This window comes from Candidatus Methylobacter oryzae, assembly GCF_003994235.2.
GTDB lineage: Bacteria > Pseudomonadota > Gammaproteobacteria > Methylococcales > Methylomonadaceae > Methylobacter_A > Methylobacter_A oryzae.
Genome location: NZ_RYFG02000026.1, coordinates 101,922 through 119,457 on the forward strand (window position 1 = coordinate 101,922; position 17,536 = coordinate 119,457).

The 17,536-nt window shown below is 48.9% G+C and carries 17 protein-coding genes, 1 tRNA gene and 1 pseudogene; 10 read left to right on the forward strand and 9 right to left on the reverse strand.

Annotated elements, in window-relative coordinates:
* Nucleotides 1–166 precede the first annotated feature (166 nt).
* From pssA to rimI, 4 genes are all read left to right on the forward strand, one after another.
* Nucleotides 167–907 carry a CDP-diacylglycerol--serine O-phosphatidyltransferase gene (gene pssA / locus EKO24_RS06080; protein ID WP_127027164.1) on the forward strand — a complete coding sequence of 247 codons (741 nt, stop codon included), beginning with the start codon at nt 167–169 and terminating at the stop codon, nt 905–907.
* 335 nt (nt 908–1,242) lie between these two features.
* Nucleotides 1,243–2,787 carry a 2-isopropylmalate synthase gene (locus EKO24_RS06085; RefSeq protein ID WP_127027163.1) on the forward strand — a complete coding sequence of 515 codons (1,545 nt, stop codon included), beginning with the start codon at nt 1,243–1,245 and terminating at the stop codon, nt 2,785–2,787.
* A 117-nt stretch (nt 2,788–2,904) separates the two neighbouring features.
* Nucleotides 2,905–3,693 carry a uracil-DNA glycosylase gene (locus EKO24_RS06090; protein WP_196239997.1) on the forward strand — a complete coding sequence of 263 codons (789 nt, stop codon included), beginning with the start codon at nt 2,905–2,907 and terminating at the stop codon, nt 3,691–3,693.
* Between the two features lie 14 nt (nt 3,694–3,707).
* Nucleotides 3,708–4,238, forward strand: coding sequence for a ribosomal protein S18-alanine N-acetyltransferase (gene rimI / locus EKO24_RS06095; RefSeq protein WP_421743901.1), 531 nt, complete (start codon nt 3,708–3,710; stop codon nt 4,236–4,238).
* A gap of 86 nt (nt 4,239–4,324) precedes the next feature.
* On the opposite strand, the gene EKO24_RS06100 is transcribed toward rimI, so the two are convergent.
* Nucleotides 4,325–5,119, reverse strand: coding sequence for an inositol monophosphatase family protein (locus EKO24_RS06100; protein ID WP_127027161.1), 795 nt, complete (start codon nt 5,117–5,119; stop codon nt 4,325–4,327).
* A gap of 342 nt (nt 5,120–5,461) precedes the next feature.
* Here EKO24_RS06100 and EKO24_RS06105 point away from each other — a divergent pair, with 342 nt between their 5' ends.
* The 5 genes from EKO24_RS06105 to EKO24_RS06125 all read left to right on the forward strand — a co-directional run bounded on the left by EKO24_RS06105 (nt 5,462) and on the right by EKO24_RS06125 (nt 9,068).
* The gene (locus tag EKO24_RS06105; protein WP_127027160.1) at nt 5,462–6,202 is read left to right on the forward strand and encodes an RNA methyltransferase; all 741 of its coding nucleotides are present in this window, start codon (nt 5,462–5,464) and stop codon (nt 6,200–6,202) included.
* Nucleotides 6,195–6,950, forward strand: coding sequence for a serine O-acetyltransferase (cysE, locus tag EKO24_RS06110; protein ID WP_127027159.1), 756 nt, complete (start codon nt 6,195–6,197; stop codon nt 6,948–6,950). The genes EKO24_RS06105 and cysE overlap by 8 nt, the downstream gene beginning before the upstream one ends.
* Nucleotides 6,951–7,138: 188 nt before the next feature.
* Entirely contained in the window at nt 7,139–7,612 is a 474-nt protein-coding gene (gene iscR, locus EKO24_RS06115) for a Fe-S cluster assembly transcriptional regulator IscR (RefSeq protein WP_127027158.1), read from the forward strand.
* A gap of 12 nt (nt 7,613–7,624) precedes the next feature.
* Entirely contained in the window at nt 7,625–8,734 is a 1,110-nt protein-coding gene (locus EKO24_RS06120; RefSeq protein WP_127027157.1) for a cysteine desulfurase family protein, read from the forward strand.
* Nucleotides 8,735–8,744: 10 nt separating this feature from the next.
* The gene (locus EKO24_RS06125) at nt 8,745–9,068 is read left to right on the forward strand and encodes a HesB/IscA family protein (protein WP_127027156.1); all 324 of its coding nucleotides are present in this window, start codon (nt 8,745–8,747) and stop codon (nt 9,066–9,068) included.
* A gap of 122 nt (nt 9,069–9,190) precedes the next feature.
* Here the strand turns inward: EKO24_RS06125 and rsmA are convergent, their stop codons facing one another.
* The 4 genes from rsmA to EKO24_RS06145 all read right to left on the reverse strand — a co-directional run bounded on the left by rsmA (nt 9,191) and on the right by EKO24_RS06145 (nt 12,469).
* A complete protein-coding gene (gene rsmA, locus EKO24_RS06130; RefSeq protein ID WP_127027155.1) occupies nt 9,191–9,970 on the reverse strand; it encodes a 16S rRNA (adenine(1518)-N(6)/adenine(1519)-N(6))-dimethyltransferase RsmA in 780 nt (259 codons plus the stop codon).
* The gene (pdxA, locus tag EKO24_RS06135; RefSeq protein WP_127027154.1) at nt 9,971–10,960 is read right to left on the reverse strand and encodes a 4-hydroxythreonine-4-phosphate dehydrogenase PdxA; all 990 of its coding nucleotides are present in this window, start codon (nt 10,958–10,960) and stop codon (nt 9,971–9,973) included. It abuts the gene before it with no gap.
* A 221-nt stretch (nt 10,961–11,181) separates the two neighbouring features.
* Nucleotides 11,182–11,258, reverse strand: a tRNA-Asp gene (locus EKO24_RS06140).
* Nucleotides 11,259–11,494: 236 nt separating this feature from the next.
* Nucleotides 11,495–12,469, reverse strand: a complete 975-nt coding sequence (locus tag EKO24_RS06145) for a CobW family GTP-binding protein (RefSeq protein WP_127027153.1) — start codon at nt 12,467–12,469, stop codon at nt 11,495–11,497.
* 154 nt (nt 12,470–12,623) lie between these two features.
* On the opposite strand from EKO24_RS06145, the gene EKO24_RS06150 reads away from it, so the two are divergent.
* Entirely contained in the window at nt 12,624–14,156 is a 1,533-nt protein-coding gene (locus tag EKO24_RS06150) for a hypothetical protein (RefSeq protein ID WP_127027152.1), read from the forward strand.
* A 142-nt stretch (nt 14,157–14,298) separates the two neighbouring features.
* Here the strand turns inward: EKO24_RS06150 and EKO24_RS06155 are convergent, their stop codons facing one another.
* The 4 genes and pseudogenes from EKO24_RS06155 to EKO24_RS23110 form a co-directional block, all read right to left on the reverse strand.
* On the reverse strand, nt 14,299–15,915 hold the full coding sequence (locus EKO24_RS06155) for a methyl-accepting chemotaxis protein (RefSeq protein WP_277752496.1): 1,617 nt from the start codon (nt 15,913–15,915) through the stop codon (nt 14,299–14,301).
* A 365-nt stretch (nt 15,916–16,280) separates the two neighbouring features.
* Complete coding sequence (locus EKO24_RS22335) at nt 16,281–16,430, reverse strand: hypothetical protein (protein ID WP_154671581.1); 150 nt, start codon at nt 16,428–16,430, stop codon at nt 16,281–16,283.
* Between the two features lie 556 nt (nt 16,431–16,986).
* The gene (locus EKO24_RS23105) at nt 16,987–17,283 is read right to left on the reverse strand and encodes a TonB-dependent receptor (RefSeq protein WP_241674413.1); all 297 of its coding nucleotides are present in this window, start codon (nt 17,281–17,283) and stop codon (nt 16,987–16,989) included.
* Nucleotides 17,223–17,536, reverse strand: a pseudogene (locus EKO24_RS23110) (hypothetical protein); the annotation flags it as partial. The gene EKO24_RS23105 and the pseudogene EKO24_RS23110, both read right to left, overlap by 61 nt.

A 17,536-nucleotide genomic window follows, 5' to 3' on the forward strand; every position in this document is an offset into this window, starting at 1 on the left:
CCCGGATTAGATGACTTTATTCCAATCCTTGACGCAAATTTAGCTAGCCCTTCACCGTTCCGGCTAACGCTAACCTTGATTAAGCTAGGTGCAGTTTGCAGGCTCATTGTATAATTCATCGCAATGTTCTTTACCGACCTCTTAAACCTAAAGGATTGATTAAAATATGCTTCCAGAAAAACGCTTAACTCGTCGCCGTGGAATTTATTTGCTGCCCAATTTATTTACCACGGGAGCCCTGTTTTCCGGCTTCTATGCAATTACTTCGGCGATGGGCGGACGTTACGAGACCGCTGTCGTAGCCATTTTCGTAGCGATGATTCTGGATGGCCTGGACGGGCGCGTGGCTCGGCTAACCAATACACAGAGCGAGTTCGGCGCCCAATACGACAGTCTTTCCGATATGGTTTCATTCGGCGCGGCTCCGGCGTTGGTCATGTATGCATGGGCATTTTCCAGCCTTGGCAAATTGGGCCTGTTTGCCGCATTTGTTCATGCGGCGGGCGGCGCGTTAAGGCTCGCGCGCTTTAACACCCAGTTGGCAACGGCCGACAAGAATTATTTCCAAGGCCTGCCCAGCCCTGCCGCCGCCGCTATCCTGGCCGGCTTCATCTGGATTTGCCTGGAGTATAAATACGACATCGAGCTGTTCAAATATTTTGCGCTCGCGTTAACCGTCAGCACCGGTTTATTGATGGTCAGCAATTTCCGTTATTGGAGCTTCAAAAAAATCGATTTAAAAGGCAAAGTGCCTTTTATTGTCGCCATCGCCGCAATGCTGGCCATCGCTTTTGTGATGGCGCAACCGCAAACGATGTTGTTCTTGCTATTTTTAGGTTACGCGATTTCAGGCCCGGTTATCACCTTGATCGTGCGTAAACGCAAACTGCAGGGGCGTAAAGCGTAAAATCTGCTTGAGGCCGCATAGCCATTGGCGTATAGTCACGACCATGTTTATTCAAATCAATCATGCATTTCTAAATTATCTTTCCGGCGCAATGTTTGCCGGAACTGCTTTATGTACATGGTTATGCCAGCCTTTAAGATTCCTGCCCTGACGGGCAACTATCTTTTTCTATATTAACGATTTAATCCCCTATATCCGTATATCAATCTAACAGTTGGTAATCCTTCATCGATCGCATGGAGGCAAGAAGTAGAGCACCCAAAACAGCCGCTTTACGACTGCAAGGAGCTATTACCGAGACGATGCAGGGAGCAATTGCCGAGAATGGAGTTTTTATGAAAGACAAATTAATTATATTCGATACAACCTTGCGCGATGGCGAGCAAAGTCCCGGCGCATCAATGACTCGCGATGAAAAAATACGGATTGCCAAGGCCTTGGAACGTTTAAGAGTCGATGTGATTGAGGCCGGTTTCCCTGCCGCCAGCCCAGGCGATTTTGAAGCCGTTCAATCGGTCGCCAACGTCATAAAAGACAGTGTGGTCTGCGGACTGGCCCGCGCCCTGGATAAGGATATAGATCGTGCCGGCGAAGCGCTAAAAGGCGCCAACCAATCGCGTATTCATACCTTTATCGCCACCTCGCCCATCCATATGCAAATGAAATTGCAGATGCAGCCGGAACAAGTCATTGAGTATGCGGTCAGGGCTGTTAAACGCGCGCGGCAATATACCGACAATGTCGAGTTTTCGCCGGAAGATGCGGGCCGCTCGGAAGAAGACTTCTTATGCCGGATTCTCGAAGCCGTTATCGATGCCGGGGCGACAACACTAAACATCCCTGATACCGTCGGCTACAGCGTTCCTGAACAGTTCGGCGCGACGATTGCGAATTTGATCCGCCGCATTCCTAATTCGGACAAGGCGATTTTCTCGGTGCATTGCCATAACGACTTGGGCCTTGCGGTTGCCAATTCGCTGTCGGCGGTCATGAACGGCGCTCGGCAGGTTGAATGCACGATTAACGGCTTGGGCGAACGCGCCGGTAACGCGTCGCTGGAAGAAGTGGTCATGGCCGTGCGCACGCGCAAGGATGTGTTTACTTGCCAAACCGGCATTGATACCCGCGAAATTTTGACCTGTTCAAAATTGGTATCGTCAATCACCGGCTTCCCTGTGCAACCCAACAAAGCCATCGTCGGCGCCAATGCGTTTGCGCATGAGGCAGGCATCCATCAGGACGGCGTATTGAAAAGCCGCGAAACCTACGAAATCATGCGCGCCGAAGACGTGGGCTGGACCGCTAACCGTATGGTGCTGGGCAAACATTCCGGCAGAAATGCATTCAAGAGCCGCATTACCGAATTGGGCTTTGAGTTCGCTTCCGAAGAAGAACTGAACGAAGCTTTTGCCCGCTTTAAACAATTGGCCGACAAAAAGCACGAAATTTTCGATGAAGACTTGCAAACGCTGATTTCGGAAGCTTCGTTTGAAGCGGAAGACGAGCACGTTAAACTGATCGCCCTGAAAGTCTGCTCTGAAACCGGCGAAATACCTAACGCAACCGTTACGTTACGCGTGGCAAACAAAGAAGTCACCGGCAACGCCGAGGGTGGCGGTGCGGTGGATGCCAGTTTAAAAGCCATTGAAAAGCTGGTGCAAACCAACGCCACGCTGGAGCTTTATTCGGTTAACAGCATCACTAACGGCACCGATGCCCAAGGCGAGGTGACCATCCGCCTTGAACAGGCGGGCCGGATTGTTAACGGCTTGGGTGCCGATACCGACATTGTTATCGCCTCGGCCAAAGCCTATATTAATGCCGTCAATAAACTGCAAAGCCCCGATCAACGTCAACATCCTCAGAAAGGGGACGTCTGATTGAGGTGGAAGGTGAAAGGCGCAAGGCTCAAGGCAAAAGACTCATCGTTCCCACGCGCCGGCGTGGGAGCGCATCCTGCAACGCTCCAGCGTTGCGAATAACTGGCTGAGTCGGCTTTGGATAACGCAACACGCCTGCAATACCTGGAAGCCATGGGCATCGATGTCTGGTTGCCCCGAGCTGTCCCTGCTCAAGAGCAAGACTCGACATTCGAGCCCTCAGCGACAATTGAATCGACCTTAGAAACAGCTGACACTATAGCTGAAAATGCGCCGCCCGAACCTGAACAACCTACCGACAACTGGGAAACCTTACAAGCCGAAGTCTCCCCATGCACTAAATGCGAGTTGTGCAAAACGCGCACTCAAACTGTTTTCGGTTCGGGCAATAAAAATGCCGAATGGATGATTATCGGCGAAGGCCCCGGACAAAATGAAGATCAACAAGGCTTGCCTTTCGTCGGCAAGGCGGGTCTGTTGTTAACGGAAATGTTAAGAGCTATCGGTCTTGATCGCGAAGAAGTCTTTATCGCCAATATTGTCAAATGCCGCCCTCCCGCTAACCGCGACCCCAAACCCATCGAGATCGAATCCTGCAAGCCTTATTTATTACGGCAAATAGCATTGGTCAAACCGAAAATCATTGTCGTTTTAGGACGGATTGCCGCGCAAGCGCTGCTGAATACGGATGAACCTATCGGCAAATTGAGGGGGAAAATCCATACTTTAAATGATACCCCGGTTATTGTAGTCTATCACCCCGCGTACTTACTGAGGTCATTGCTGGATAAGCGCAAAGCCTGGACGGACTTAAAACTCGCGATGCAAACATATAAAGCTGAGTTGAGCGGCTTGTCCGCTCAAACGAAACTTATGCCCTTTGGGCACAAAAAAATTAAAGGTTGATCATGTTGGGAATAATGTTAGACAAAATAAAAGATTTTATAACTTACGATGCCGATAGAGAGTTCTACGCTAAATTATTTCCCGACTCAGTAGGTAGAAAAGACTTAATGCGCTTGAGAAAAATGAGAAGCTCCGACTTGCCTCAAGTGATGGCAATCGAAAGAGCAAGCTACCAATTTCCCTGGGGCGAGGATATTTTCAGGGACTGCTTTAGAGCGAACTATAACTGCTGGGTCTGCGAAGAGCAGGATGTCATATTGGGATACTGCATACTGTCAATGGCTGTAGGCGAAGCCCATGTTTTAAATATTTGCGTGGCGCCGGCCGAACAGGGACAAGGCATAGGCCGCAAAATGCTGGAGAATCTTATAGAAACGGCCCGAGGCCGGGCAGAAACAATGTTTCTTGAAGTCAGGCCGTCCAATACCGTCGCCCTCGCTCTTTACCAGGACATGGGCTTCAACGAAATCGGCATCAGGAAAGGTTACTATCAAGCCGAAAACGGCCGCGAAGACGCCATCATGCTGGCGTTGCAAATTTTTTGAAGAGAACACGGGGAAAAAGCGAAAGGCGAAAAACACCTTTCGCCTTTCGCCTATAGTTGCCAGGGCTTGAATTTTCTACCCAACAATTATTTCAAATTATCGGTAACATGCGGCTCTATCAGCTGATACATGACCTGATGCATTTTAGGACTACCGGCGATCAGGTTGCCCGATTCCAGATACTTATCATTAAAAGAAAAGTCGGTAACCGCACCGCCTGCTTCTTTTATCAATAGAACTCCCGCGGCCATATCCCATTCCATCAGGCCGATTTCCCAAAAACCGTCCAATCGGCCGGCAGCCACATAAGCCAAATCAAGCGCTGCAGCGCCCGCACGGCGAATTCCGGCCGAATCGGTTGCGATAGCGCGGAACATTCCCAAATAAGCATCCATATGCAGATCGGTTTTAAACGGAAAACCGGTGCCGATTAATGCGCCTTTCAAGCTGGTTTGCTTGGTCACCCGAAGGCGGCGATTGTTTAACATCGCGCCGCCGCCGCGTTTGGCGGTAAATAATTCATCGCGTTGCGGATCGTAAACGACCCCCACTTCAATCCTGCCTTTGTATTTCAACGCAATGGAAACCGCATATTGCGGAAAGCCGTGCAGAAAATTGGTGGTGCCGTCCAGAGGATCGATAACCCAGACAAAATCATTACCTTCCTGCGCCCCGCTTTCTTCCGCCAAAATACTGTGCTCGGGATAGGCCGTCTTGATAATGTTGATGATTTCCCGTTCGGCCATACGGTCAACCTCGCTGGCATAATCGTTTTTACCTTTCTGGTCGACATGCAGACGATCGATATTTTCAGATGAGCGGAGTATCAAGTCGCCGGCGCTTCTAGCGGCGCGGACGGCAATATTTAACATGGGTTGCATAGGCGGATTTCGATATATATAAACACGGACGACTGCATCAGAGCAGGATGTTGGTAGAAAACTGCTCCAAGCCCTTTTCTACATTGACCTCCAGAGAAGGAGGAAATGCCGCGAAATTGCATAGAGCAATCGCGGCTGACTACCAGGGATGGTGGAATGCCGCAAGATTGCATGGAGCAATCGCGGCCACCACGTCCCTACGGCCTAGCAATGCAGGACAGAAAATGCTCGTGCATTTTCTGCGTTCAATTACATCCATGTAACCAAGCAATTGCCGAAAAGCGCATATAATAGCAAATCTTTTGCTAAACTTAGGCTCTTTTTTTACCCAAGGACAACGCTTTGCTGTCTACTATAAAAATCGTATTGGTCGAAACAACGCATCCGGGAAATATCGGCGCCGTTGCCCGGGCAATGAAAAACATGAAGATGCATAACCTCTGCCTGGTGGCGCCTAAAATATTTCCCAGCGCCGACGCGACCTCCAGGGCATCCGGGGCTGACGACGTATTATCGGGCGCAACCGTTTGCGAAACTTTGCAAGAAGCCGTTGCCGATTGCCAATTGGTTATTGGCGCCAGCGCCCGGGGCCGAACGATTAGCTGGCCGGAAATTACGCCCCGGGAATGCGCGGAGAAAATACTGATCCGTGAGCCCGGCAATAAAGTAGCCATTCTTTTCGGCCGGGAAAATTCGGGCTTAAAAAATCATGAGTTGGATCTGTGCCATTTTTTACTGCGCATTCCCTGCAACAGCGAATACAGCTCGCTGAATATTGCCGCGGCCGTACAAGTTGTTTGTTATGAATTATTTGTAACATCCGGCTTGGCGCCGCAAGAAGAAATTTTTGTCGGCGATAAAGGTGAGCAAGCTTTGGCCACGGCCGCGCAAATGGAATCTTTTTATACCCATATGGCTGAAGCATTATCCGATATTGGCTTCATGCATCCGGCCAAATCAAAATCCATCATGCGGCGCTTGCGCAGAATATATAACCGGATACAACTGGATACTAAGGAACTGGACATACTTCGGGGCATCTTGCGGATGTCCCAAGGCCACAAGAGGAATAACGATGTTTAACCGACTGAAAGAAGATATTGCCTGCGTTTTTGATCGCGACCCGGCAGCACAATCTGTCTTTGAAGTAATTACCACCTACCCTGGCTTTCATGCAATCCTCATTCACCGGCTCAGCCATATTTGCTGGACGGCAGGATTCAGATGGCTGGCCCGTTTTATTGCCCATACCGGCCGTTGGCTGACCGGCATTGAAATTCACCCCGGCGCCGTCATTGGCCGACGCTTTTTCATCGACCACGGCATGGGCGTGGTGATCGGCGAGACAGCGGTGATCGGCGACGATTGCACGTTGTATCACGGCGTGACTTTAGGCGGGACCAGCTGGGATAAAGGCAAGCGCCACCCAACCCTGCATAACGGCGTGGTAATAGGTGCGGGAGCAAAAGTTTTAGGCCCTATCGATATCGGTGAGAATGCCCGCGTGGGTTCAAACTCGGTCGTTTTAAAACCGGTGCCCGCCGGTGCGACCGTAGTTGGCATTCCCGGCCATATCGTCGATCCGAAAAGCAAAGCCGCCGCTGCAGAACGCGACAAGATTGCCTACAAGATGGGGTTTCATGCTTATGGCGCAACCACCGACATGCCCGATCCGATCGCCTACGCGATTAATCACATGCTGGATCATATCCATGCGATGGATAGGCAGATTGAAACTATGCAAAAAGCGCTTAACGACGCCGGCATAAAGTATACGGAATCCCCTATCTCAAAACTGGACGGCTGCGAAATTGAGGATAGTTACGAATAACGCCGGAAACCTCTATAAAGAAAAATAGCCTCGTTTGAATAAAAACCTGCATCCATTAAGGGTTTAATAGTTGACTATTTTGCTAGGTTAAGTATAGTAACACTATCTTATACCCAAAGGGCATAAGTTTCGTTTGAGCGGACGAGCCGCTCAACTCAGCTTTAACGGTATTTATAGAGGACATTACTGTGCGCTTAACAACTAAAGGCCGCTATGCGGTTACTGCAATGCTGGATTTGGCTTTTCACAGTCAGACCACGCCGGTAACCCTGACCGATATCGCGGCTCGCCAAACCATTTCCTTATCTTATTTGGAGCAACTATTTGCCCGGTTACGCCGTGCAGGTATGGTAAAAGGCGTGCGAGGCCCCGGCGGCGGTTACAAACTGTGCCGTAAAGCCAGCGATATCAATATCGCCGATATTATCGCTGCCGTCAACGAACCGCTTGATTCAACCAAATGCCGCGGAGAAGCCAATTGCCAAAAAGATCAGGCTTGTTTGACCCATGATCTGTGGATGGGCTTGAGTGAGCAGATCAAAGATTATTTGAAGGGCATTTCTTTAGCCGACCTGTTAGAAAGAAACCAAGTTCAGGAGGTTGCGATGAGACAGCATCACGATGCACAACAAGCCATTGAAATTTATCGCCATCCAGACTAGCACCCGGTTTGAATGATCTATTTTGATCATAATGCAACCACGCCGATAGACGATCGCGTCCTGGACGCGATGCTCCCGTTTCTAAAAACATTTTACGGCAATCCTTCCAGCCTATATCGTCACGGCAGAGTCGCCGCCAGCGCCGTAAATGCAGCTCGCGAGCAGCTTGCGGCACTGCTTGGCGTTCAGCCGGGGCAAATTGTTTTTACCAGCGGCGGCACGGAAGCCAATAATTTGGCATTGGCAACGCTCGCCCCTCGGGCGGGGCTTGCCGTATCGGCCATTGAGCATCCTTCTGTTATCGAACCGGCCCTGCATTTAAAAATTCAGGAGCATGAGCTTACACTACTTGATGTCGATACCAACGGCTTAATCACGCAAGATGCGATCGACAGGGTTATTCAGTTAAAACCCGGACTGGTTTCGATCATGCTAGCCAACAATGAAACCGGCGTAATCCAAAATATTGCTCACTATGCCGACCGGCTAAAAGCGCACGACATCAAAATTCATACCGACGCCGTGCAAGCGCTGGGTAAAATCCCGGTAGTTTTCAGCGAGCTCGGCGTCGATTTGATGTCGCTGTCCAGCCACAAAATCTACGGCCCGAAAGGTTGCGGCGCGCTGGTATTCGACAAATCCGTGGAAATCAAACCTGTTTTACTGGGCGGCGGACAAGAACAAGGATTTAGGGCCGGAACCGAAAATGTCGCTGCAATCGTTGGCTTTGGCATGGCGACGGAACTCGCCAAAACCGAGCTTGCCGAACGCCGCGCACACCTGCTAAACCTTAGAAAACAATTAGAGCATGGCTTAAGCGCTATTCCCGGCCTGACTATTTTTTCCGGGCAAGCGGAACGTTTACCGAATACCGTGCAGATGGGCGTTGACGGCATTGACGGCGAAATGCTGCTGATGCAACTGGATCAGAAAAATATCGCGGTTTCCAGCGGCTCAGCCTGCGCCAGCGGACAGCGAGAACCCAGTCCGGTCTTGGCCGCGATGGGAATTAGCCCTCGTAAGGCAAAAAGTGCAATTCGCATCAGCTTGGGAAAAGCCAACACCGAAACTGAAATTTCAGAATTTATTAAACAATTAAAATCCTTAATCGAAAAAGGATAAAGAGGTCATTATGTCTGTATCGTTAACCGAAAGCGCCGCCCGGCAAATCAAAAAACAACTGGAAAAGCGCGGCAAAGGCCTGGGCTTGAAGCTCGGGGTAAAACAATCAGGCTGCTCCGGATATGCATACACAATCGATTATGCCGACGCTTTAAATGAAGGCGATGCGGTATTTGAAAATTTCGACGTCAAAGTCATCGTGGCCGCAAACGACCTGCAATATATCGACGGCATAGAACTGGATTACCGCCGGGAAGGCATTAACGAAGCTTTCCAGTTCAACAATCCGAATGCCAAAGGCACCTGCGGCTGCGGCGAGAGCTTTTCTGTTTGATATGGAACACGGACTAGACGGATAAACACGGACTAAAAGCATATGACAACCAACTGGCGCCACTTTTAGAAATCCGTTTAAATCAGTCTAATCCGCATCATCCGCGTGCCGTCTTCTTGCGGTTAATCTTGCAGCAGATTACTTAACCGCGCAAATTCAGCCAGCGATATGCTTTCAGCCCTTAGTGTTGGATCAATTCCCAAAGCGGCAATTGCTTCCTCTTCAATCAATTTTTTCAGCGAATTTCGCAACGTTTTACGACGCTGTGAAAACGCCTGAGTCACAACCCGGTTAAGCTTGACCACGTTATCCACCATAACGGGCGGCTGAAGATGCGGAATTAACCTGACGATAGCCGACATCACCTGCGGCGCCGGGTCGAAACTTTCCGGCGGCACATCGAATAACAGCTCGGTTGAGCAATAATATTGCATCATTACGCTTAACCTGCCGTACTTTTTGCTGCCGGGAACCGCGCAAATCCGGTCAACGACCTCCTTTTGCAACATGAAGTGCATGTCTTCAATGCAATAAGCGTTATCCAGCAAGTGAAACATCAACGGCGTCGAAATGTTATAAGGCAGATTACCGATAACGCGCAGTTTCCGCCCCTCGCCAGCCAGCGATGAAAAATCAAACCTCAACGCATCCGCGCTGTGAATTTGCAGATCGGGGTATTGCTTGAATTTTTCCCTCAGCAAAACCACCAAATCCCGGTCAAGCTCAACCACGTCAAGCCGCACGTTCTCTTTTAACAACGGCTCGGTCAACGCGCCCTGCCCCGGCCCAATTTCAACCCAGTGCTGACCGGACGCGGCCTGAATGCTGGAGATTATATTTTGAATAATATTGTGGTCATGGAGAAAATTCTGACCGAAACGCTTGCGCGGAGTATGTGCCATTTATTGTGCAGCCATTGTTAATGCGGTTTGCAATGCAAACTGTAAACTACCTAAATCCGCCTTGCCGCTACCGGCAAGATCCAAAGCCGTACCGTGATCAACCGAAGTTCGAATAATTGGCAATCCCAGCGTAATGTTGACGGCTTGTCCAAAACCCATATGTTTAAGCACCGGCAAGCCCTGATCGTGATACATCGCCAATACCGCATCCGCGGTAGCCAAGTATTTGTCTGTGAACAGCGTATCCGCCGGCAACGGGCCTTGCAAAATCACGCCCTGCTTGCGAAAACTGTCGAGCACCGGCTCGATAATATCGATTTCTTCTTTACCCAAATGACCGTTTTCACCGGCATGAGGATTAAGCCCGCACACAAGTATTTTCGGATGGGCAATGCCGAAGCGGGAACGCAAATCATGATCCAGAATTCGAATAACCGTCCGTAAACGGGTATGAGTAATGGCCCGGCTGACCTCCGACAGCGGCAGATGCGTAGTCGCCAGCGCCACACGCAAACCCGGCGTTGCCAACATCATTACCGGATGCCCTCCGGTAATGCCCGCGATAAACTCGGTATGTCCGCTAAAAGACAGGCCTGAATCGTTAATAATGCCTTTATGGACAGGTCCGGTAACCATCGCATCGAAAACCGCATCCATACAGCCTTTGGTCGCTTTAGTGATGGTTTTTAACACATAGCGGCTATTGGCCGAGTTCAGCTTTCCAGATTGAACCGGCTCTGCCAGCTCCACCGGTAATATCGTCACACATCCGGCAACCTGGGCGTTGGCAGGCAACGCGCCGTCAAACTCTCTAAATTGAATCGGCAAACCCAATTGAACTGCGCGCTGTTCCAATAATTGCTGACTGGCTATCACGACGATCTCGCAAGGCAAGTCCCGCTGTGCAAGCTGGACACAAAGATCGGGACCTATGCCTGCGGGTTCTCCGGGCGTTAATGCAATACGAGGTACGGGTAGCCTGTTGGTCATTTAGAAATTGAGATAAAAAGACAATTTTACCGTATAACTCCGGTGATTATCTTAAATAATGATATTCACGGCTTAGCGGCAAACATCAAAGCTACGCGAACAAAAAGCAGTCGGGATATTAAATAAGCGATACGGAGGCGTTCCGACATTCAAAATATTGACCGGACAAGCTCAGAACTATTAGATGGGTTTTATACCGGCAGAAAATGTTGCCGTAAGGATGGCGGAGCGGACGGGGCTCGAACCCGCGACCACCGGCGTGACAGGCCGGTATTCTAACCAACTGAACTACCGCTCCGCAGTTCGAGCTGCATATTTTATAAAATCATATTATTCTGTCAAGAATAAATATGACTTAACTTTACTTTTTTACCGCAACACCGGCAGCTAATAAAAAAATCACTTTTAAAATCAAAATTATAGAAAATAATCCACTATCCAATGCCATGTTAAATAAAGACCCGTTAATATCCTGAAATTCGCGATTGCCGTCTTGTTCATATGAAAGCTCAAGCAATGTTAACTATTTTTTATTTATCGTAATTGCGCTTTCAGGTCTTCCGCCAAGCCTTTTACTTCACCCAGAGTAATAATAACCAGCCGCCCAACGCCGTCATCAGTAGCTCTGACCGGCAGCCGCATCGCCGGATAAAGCTTTCCGGCCACTCCCTGCACCAGCAACGGCTCGTTTTGCCCAGGCGTATAAACCATGCCTTTTAAGCGGACCAGTTGTTTTGAATAATCGGCAATCAGGTATTCCAACATTTTGTATAGCCGGTCCGAAGACAGCGGGTGCTCAAACTGCAAAGTGAAGCTGTTAAATCGATGACCGGGTAAATCAGGCAACTCAGCGTCTCGCAGCCGCCGGATTTTTTTCGGAACATTGAGCAGAACATCGGGATCAAGCTCGCCTTGCACAGCGGTCAGCCGGATTGCGGCAGGAGCCAAAGCCGTCAATCGCGCATCCAGATTTGCAATAACTTCGGCTGTTGCCAAATCGGTCTGCGTCATTACCAGCGTGTCCGCCCAAGCAATTTGCGCCAGGGCTTCAGGAAAACGGTCGCAATGATCAGAGCCCATGCCCGCTGAAACCGTGACAATCACGCCTTGCAAACCATAACGCGCAGCCAGCCAGCGTTCCCTTAACAAAATGTCCAGCACCGGTTCGGGATTGGCAATGCCGCTGGTTTCGATGATCACACGCTCGAAAGCCCTATCACCGGACTCCCAAGCCATGCGTAGATTTTTAAGCAACGGCGTTAACGAACCTCGCACTTGGCAGCATAAGCAGCCGCCAACCAAAGTGGATAACGGCACTTTATGCTCGCGCAACAATTGTTGGTCGATAGGTGTAGCACCGAATTCATTGATGATAACGGCAGATTTGGGAGCATGCTTCAATAAACGGTTCAACAAAGTCGTTTTTCCGCTGCCAAGAAAACCGCTGATGATATAGACGGGAATCCGCTCAATGACTTTAGCGGACGGGGGCAATTGGTAACGATTCATATTGGTTATTCGGAAAAAGGTCATATAAATGGCTTTGTTTCTTCCTCGCCAAAAAGCAAGGAAGAAACTTTGGCGTACTATGCCTGCTATAATACAAACACTCAATCCCGCAACTCGCTAATTCAGGCGGGACCTAATACATAGAGCAGCCACAATGAATATCGAACTCTTGATCAACCTCGCAGTGCAGTTTTTGGGAACCGCAGCCGCATTATTCCTCGCCTACCGGTCATTCCAAAAACGCCGGATTCAGCTAGGCGACGAACCGACGCTCCCCGAATACTTTAGCCGCCGAAGCACCTACTGGATTGGAACCGCATCGTACTGCCTATTTATAGCCTCGCTTTATTGTCTGCTGACTTGGCAATGGCTGCCGTTGGAACCGCTGATCACGCTAATCGTAAAAAGCCTGCGCTCAGGGGAACTGGTGAATCTTCTGAATGGCTTGGACGGGAAAACCCTAATCCCGTTGATTGTCGCCGGGCTATTTCTTTTTTTGATCGCGTGGGAAAACAAATTCAATCCTTTGCTGATATTGCGAGACAGCCTTCATGACGCTTTCGCAATCCCGACCAAGGCGGTAGAGATCTATAACGCGCTGATTAGCTCGCGTTTATCGGCAGTCGACGATAGCCTGAAAGCGCAAATCAATAATCGCCTGCTGGTGCCGAGCATCGACCCCGGCGATTTCGAAAAATCCAGCACCACGGTCGAATACAAATGGGCTCATAATTGTTTGCTGTTCGACCGGATACAGAACTACGCTGATCAACAATCCTATCGCCGTTTTTTCAACGAACCCTCTTTAAAATGGGGCGAAATCTGCATTTCCTATAATGCGATGTCGGAAAAAGTGGCCGTCTGGAAAGAAGCGGAACCGCACTATACCAAGACAGTCAAACTGCTAAAGGAACTGGACCACCTGACCGGTTTACTGTGCCGCCTGCTCGCCTCACTGGTCGTATTCGGCAGCGCAAGCGAGAACGAGATATGGGCAACCGTAAAGCAGCTCGGCGGCAACATCAATGAGGCTCGCCTGAAACACACCTATAAATACATCCTGCTATTCACCGCCGCCACCGCTGTCGGCATCATGGTCGGCCGGGAAATTTCGGTCTCACTGCACAATGCGTTCCTGTTTCCCGATCAGCCACTGGCGCATTTCGATTATGCAACATTGCGCTGGATCGCCTACGCTATCCTGATCTATGTGCTGCCGATAGCGCTGGTCTTTGTTTCGCGGACATTCACGTTCAGGCACCAACGCCAGCAATCCGACCGTTATTACGGCTTTTACATGACAATGATGATCATGGGCTTCATTGTCAGCACCGGCGCCTCGGCACTGATCCTTGAGCTGACTTACTACAAAGAGCATTTCAATTTTCTGCAAAGCTTCATACAACATATGCGCTGGGGCATTCTGCCGGCGCTGATGTGCGGCTTTGTCGCTTACCGCATGGACACGCCGGTCAATGAATCGGAAGCTCTAGGTAAACTGGTCGCAGCCGCCGTATTACGTTTCATTAGCTGGGGATTGGTTGCCGTGATTATCATGCTTTACGCGACCGGAGACATGAGTATTCAGGAAGCGAATCTGCGTTTCACGCTGGTCAGCACGGCTTTCTTTATGGTCGGATTGTTGGGAGCGTCGGCCAGTTTCAAAACTGCGAGACAAAATGACTAGCGATTCCAGCCCGTGTAATTAAATTCCGGAAAAGAGTTCGCCGATAGAGCGTAAACGTCGGGCATAAACAGTATGCCCGACTTAACAAGCTATCGACAACAACTCCAAATTTCTCTACAGGTATAGCGTTATTACCCGTATCTTATTGATTAGTTCCCGTTCTGAAATGAGCCATCTCTGCCGCCAAATGGTCTGTTTGCGATTCCAAAGACTCCGCTGTCGCCGCAACTTGTTCAACTAACGCCGCATTTTGCTGCGTCGCTTCGTCAATTGATGAAATAGCTTGCCCAATCTGTGTAATTCCCGAACTTTGCTCGGTCGATGCTCCGGCAATTTCACCGATAATCGCCGTCACGTTTCGAATGGCGCGCACGATGTCTTGCATGGTTTGACCGGCTTCAGCGACTTGCCTGCTACCTCCTGCAACCCGCTCTACCGAATCATCGATTAAGTGTTTAATTTCACCGGCCGCATTTGCCGCACGCTGTGCCAAGTCACGAACTTCGGTTGCCACAACCGCGAAACCTTTACCTTGCTCGCCGGCTCGCGCCGCCTCAACAGCCGCATTTAACGCTAAGATATTGGTTTGAAAGGCGATATCGTCAATCACCGAAATAATATCGACAATACGTAACGACGATTCATTGATATTTTCCATCGTACGAACGACGTCTTGGACAACTGCAACCCCTTTATTCGCAATTTCAGTCGCCCCCAAGGCTAATTCATTTGCCTGCTTTGCATTTTTGCTGTTGTGCTCCACTGTTGAAGTTAATTCGTGCATAGTTGCCGCTGTTTGTTCTATGCTCGAAGCCTGTTCTTCGGTGCGATGCGACAAGTCATTATTTCCCGCTGAAATTTCTTTGGAAGCAGCGTCGATTGTATCCACGGAGTCTTTAATCTCGTTAATAAGCGATTTAAGATTTTCTGCCGTGCTATTCATACCGTTAGTAACTTTACCAAAGGTACCCGGATATTTTTTTTCAATGACCTGTGTTAAATCGCCTTGGGCCAGCGCATTTGACAGCCGTTCAATATCCGTAAAACCGCTAGCGCAGGTTTCAATCAATATATTTAACGAGTTAATCATGTCTTTGAAGACGTAACCAAATTTCCCGGCATTGCCGCGTTTAGAAAAATCCCCTGCCGCCACGGCATTGACCAGCGCGTTAATTTCATCACTGATACTTAATAATGTTTTTTTAACGTTATCGACAGCTTCGGTAATTTTAGCTTTTTCATTGGGCAATTTTTCTATGTCAACAGAAAAATCACCTTTCGAATAACGAGTAATTACGTCAACCACCTGCATTTTTACCGCAATGTGCGTATCAACTAAGCTGTTAATTTCATTCGCAATTTTCCCATAAACGCCCGATAATTCAGTGATGTCAATTCGCTCGCTGATAAAACCCTGTGCGTGTCTTTCAGCTAAGTTTTGCTGAGCAAGCATGAAATTATTAAGCGTGTTTTGGATACGCTCCATTGAATGTAAAAGCACGCTAACAAAATCTTCATCTTCTTCGATAATTTTCTGGCTTAAATCACCGTCGGCAATCCGTTCCGCAATCTCTGCCAGCACTGCCAGATGTATTAATTCTTTTTTAAATTGCAAACACAAAAAGACCAAAATCACCGATTCAAACACCACAAATGCAGCGTGAAGAATCACGATACCGAAGTTGGCGCCGTCTCTAAATACCCAAATGTTGTAATTTGCCGCTTGCAGGAAATTTATAACTAAATGATGTACAGCCACTAACGCCGCGCCGTAAACAATGACGCGCCAATCGCGATAGGCCAGCAAAAACGCCAAAACCGCAAAAACGCCAAAGTGCATTTCGATTAAACCGTGACTGGCTTGAATATGAATCGCAACATTGAAAACCAGCGCTGTCGCAATTGCCAGGCGCAGTAAAAACGAGCCTGCCGCAACCCGCCAAATTAATAACGGCACGATAAACGCAGGGACGCTGATTAAAAGCGCCATCAGCAACGCGTCATAAAACCAACCGATACCGATTGAAATGAATAGCAACGCGCCAAGCGTGATAATCATAATTCGATCGACTTGAGTTCGAATCGGCTTTAATAAAACTTCTTCATTAATTGTTGCCATAAAAGTTATCCACCATTATTTTCCAAAATCAGGCAATGCGGCCGTGTCGTGTCGTTTAACGCCGTCCAGCCAAGTATTCCCGCACTGTATAAAAACCAAGCGACAAATAAAATTTTTAATGTACGGTTGTTGTTTGAGGTTTTTTGCTTTTTCATTATTGCTTTTGACGCTCCAGCGGAGCTACAGAGAGTCAAGATAAAAAACGTTTTGGCGCGTATCCGCATTTTTGAATCAGAACTGATTTCGCATACGCATCCGGTGAAACGTAAATTATCGGCGGCATTAAAACTTCTCCGGTAATTATCCACGCTATATCGATAACTACCAGCAATTTATAAAGGTTATTTATCCGATACAAAAACTTCCAGCGATGCCGAAGGGAATAAGGATGAAATATAACTTTGCAAGATATTGAAAGAAAAATAAAAAACGCTGGCTTACGCTTCAAAACTTACCGCCGGCATAACACTAACCATAATTCAAGCTGGATACCGCTAAAGCGGAGCTCGAGCGGTTTTGATCATTATTGAGCGTGTTGACCGAATTTTTGTTACAAAGAGAAACATCAGCAGCCTTGCAGGTCGCGCAACAGCTTTTCGTTGCACGACATTTGGAGCTTGAAAATAACCATCGGGAGCTATTAATAAATTTGAAGAATTGCGTAGACCAACTCCACTAAGCTTGAATCAGGCTAATATAAAGAGGCTTTATTTAATAACTCACCCTAAAGCCAATCTCAGCGCCCCGCCCCGGCTCCGGCGCGAAATTCCGCAGGTAAGAGGTAGAGTTTCGGATATTTTCGTTCAGCAAATTATTGGCCTTCGCAAACACCATCACATCCGCGCCGTGCAAATCCAGGACTTGGTATTGCGTGCCGAGACTCAGTAGCAAATACCCGGCCGTGGCGGTATCGTTGTCGCCCGCATGAGTCTGGGCCTCGCCGCGCGTTAGGCGCAGATTGGTATTCCACTCGCCTTTGCCGTGGTCGATTTGGAAACCGAAACGCAACGGCGCATGCGCGGCACATCGCGGCTATCGACGAACCGGCCCCTGGTAAAATCGCTGAACAATGTTAAATCAACCGCCCCGAAGCGGTTTTGCATCAACGGGAAGATCAGTTTGCTTTCATAGCCCATGAACGTTGCATCGGCTTGGCGGGTTTCGAGTATAGGCGCACCGTCTATAAATTCGCCGTTACGTTGCTGGTAAATATAATTGCCGGCCCAATTGTGGAACAGGTCCAATTGAGCTTTAATCCAGT

Coding starts and splice junctions, on each gene's coding strand:
- pssA (WP_127027164.1), top strand. CDS start 167: ATGCTTCCAGAAAAACGCTTAACTCGTCGCCGTGGAATTTATTTGCTG.
- EKO24_RS06085 (WP_127027163.1), top strand. CDS start 1,243: ATGAAAGACAAATTAATTATATTCGATACAACCTTGCGCGATGGCGAG.
- rimI (WP_421743901.1), top strand. CDS start 3,708: ATGTTAGACAAAATAAAAGATTTTATAACTTACGATGCCGATAGAGAG.
- EKO24_RS06100 (WP_127027161.1), bottom strand. CDS start 5,119: ATGCAACCCATGTTAAATATTGCCGTCCGCGCCGCTAGAAGCGCCGGC.
- cysE (WP_127027159.1), top strand. CDS start 6,195: ATGTTTAACCGACTGAAAGAAGATATTGCCTGCGTTTTTGATCGCGAC.
- EKO24_RS06120 (WP_127027157.1), top strand. CDS start 7,625: ATGATCTATTTTGATCATAATGCAACCACGCCGATAGACGATCGCGTC.
- EKO24_RS06125 (WP_127027156.1), top strand. CDS start 8,745: ATGTCTGTATCGTTAACCGAAAGCGCCGCCCGGCAAATCAAAAAACAA.
- rsmA (WP_127027155.1), bottom strand. CDS start 9,970: ATGGCACATACTCCGCGCAAGCGTTTCGGTCAGAATTTTCTCCATGAC.
- pdxA (WP_127027154.1), bottom strand. CDS start 10,960: ATGACCAACAGGCTACCCGTACCTCGTATTGCATTAACGCCCGGAGAA.
- EKO24_RS06145 (WP_127027153.1), bottom strand. CDS start 12,469: ATGAATCGTTACCAATTGCCCCCGTCCGCTAAAGTCATTGAGCGGATT.
- EKO24_RS06150 (WP_127027152.1), top strand. CDS start 12,624: ATGAATATCGAACTCTTGATCAACCTCGCAGTGCAGTTTTTGGGAACC.
- EKO24_RS22335 (WP_154671581.1), bottom strand. CDS start 16,430: ATGAAAAAGCAAAAAACCTCAAACAACAACCGTACATTAAAAATTTTA.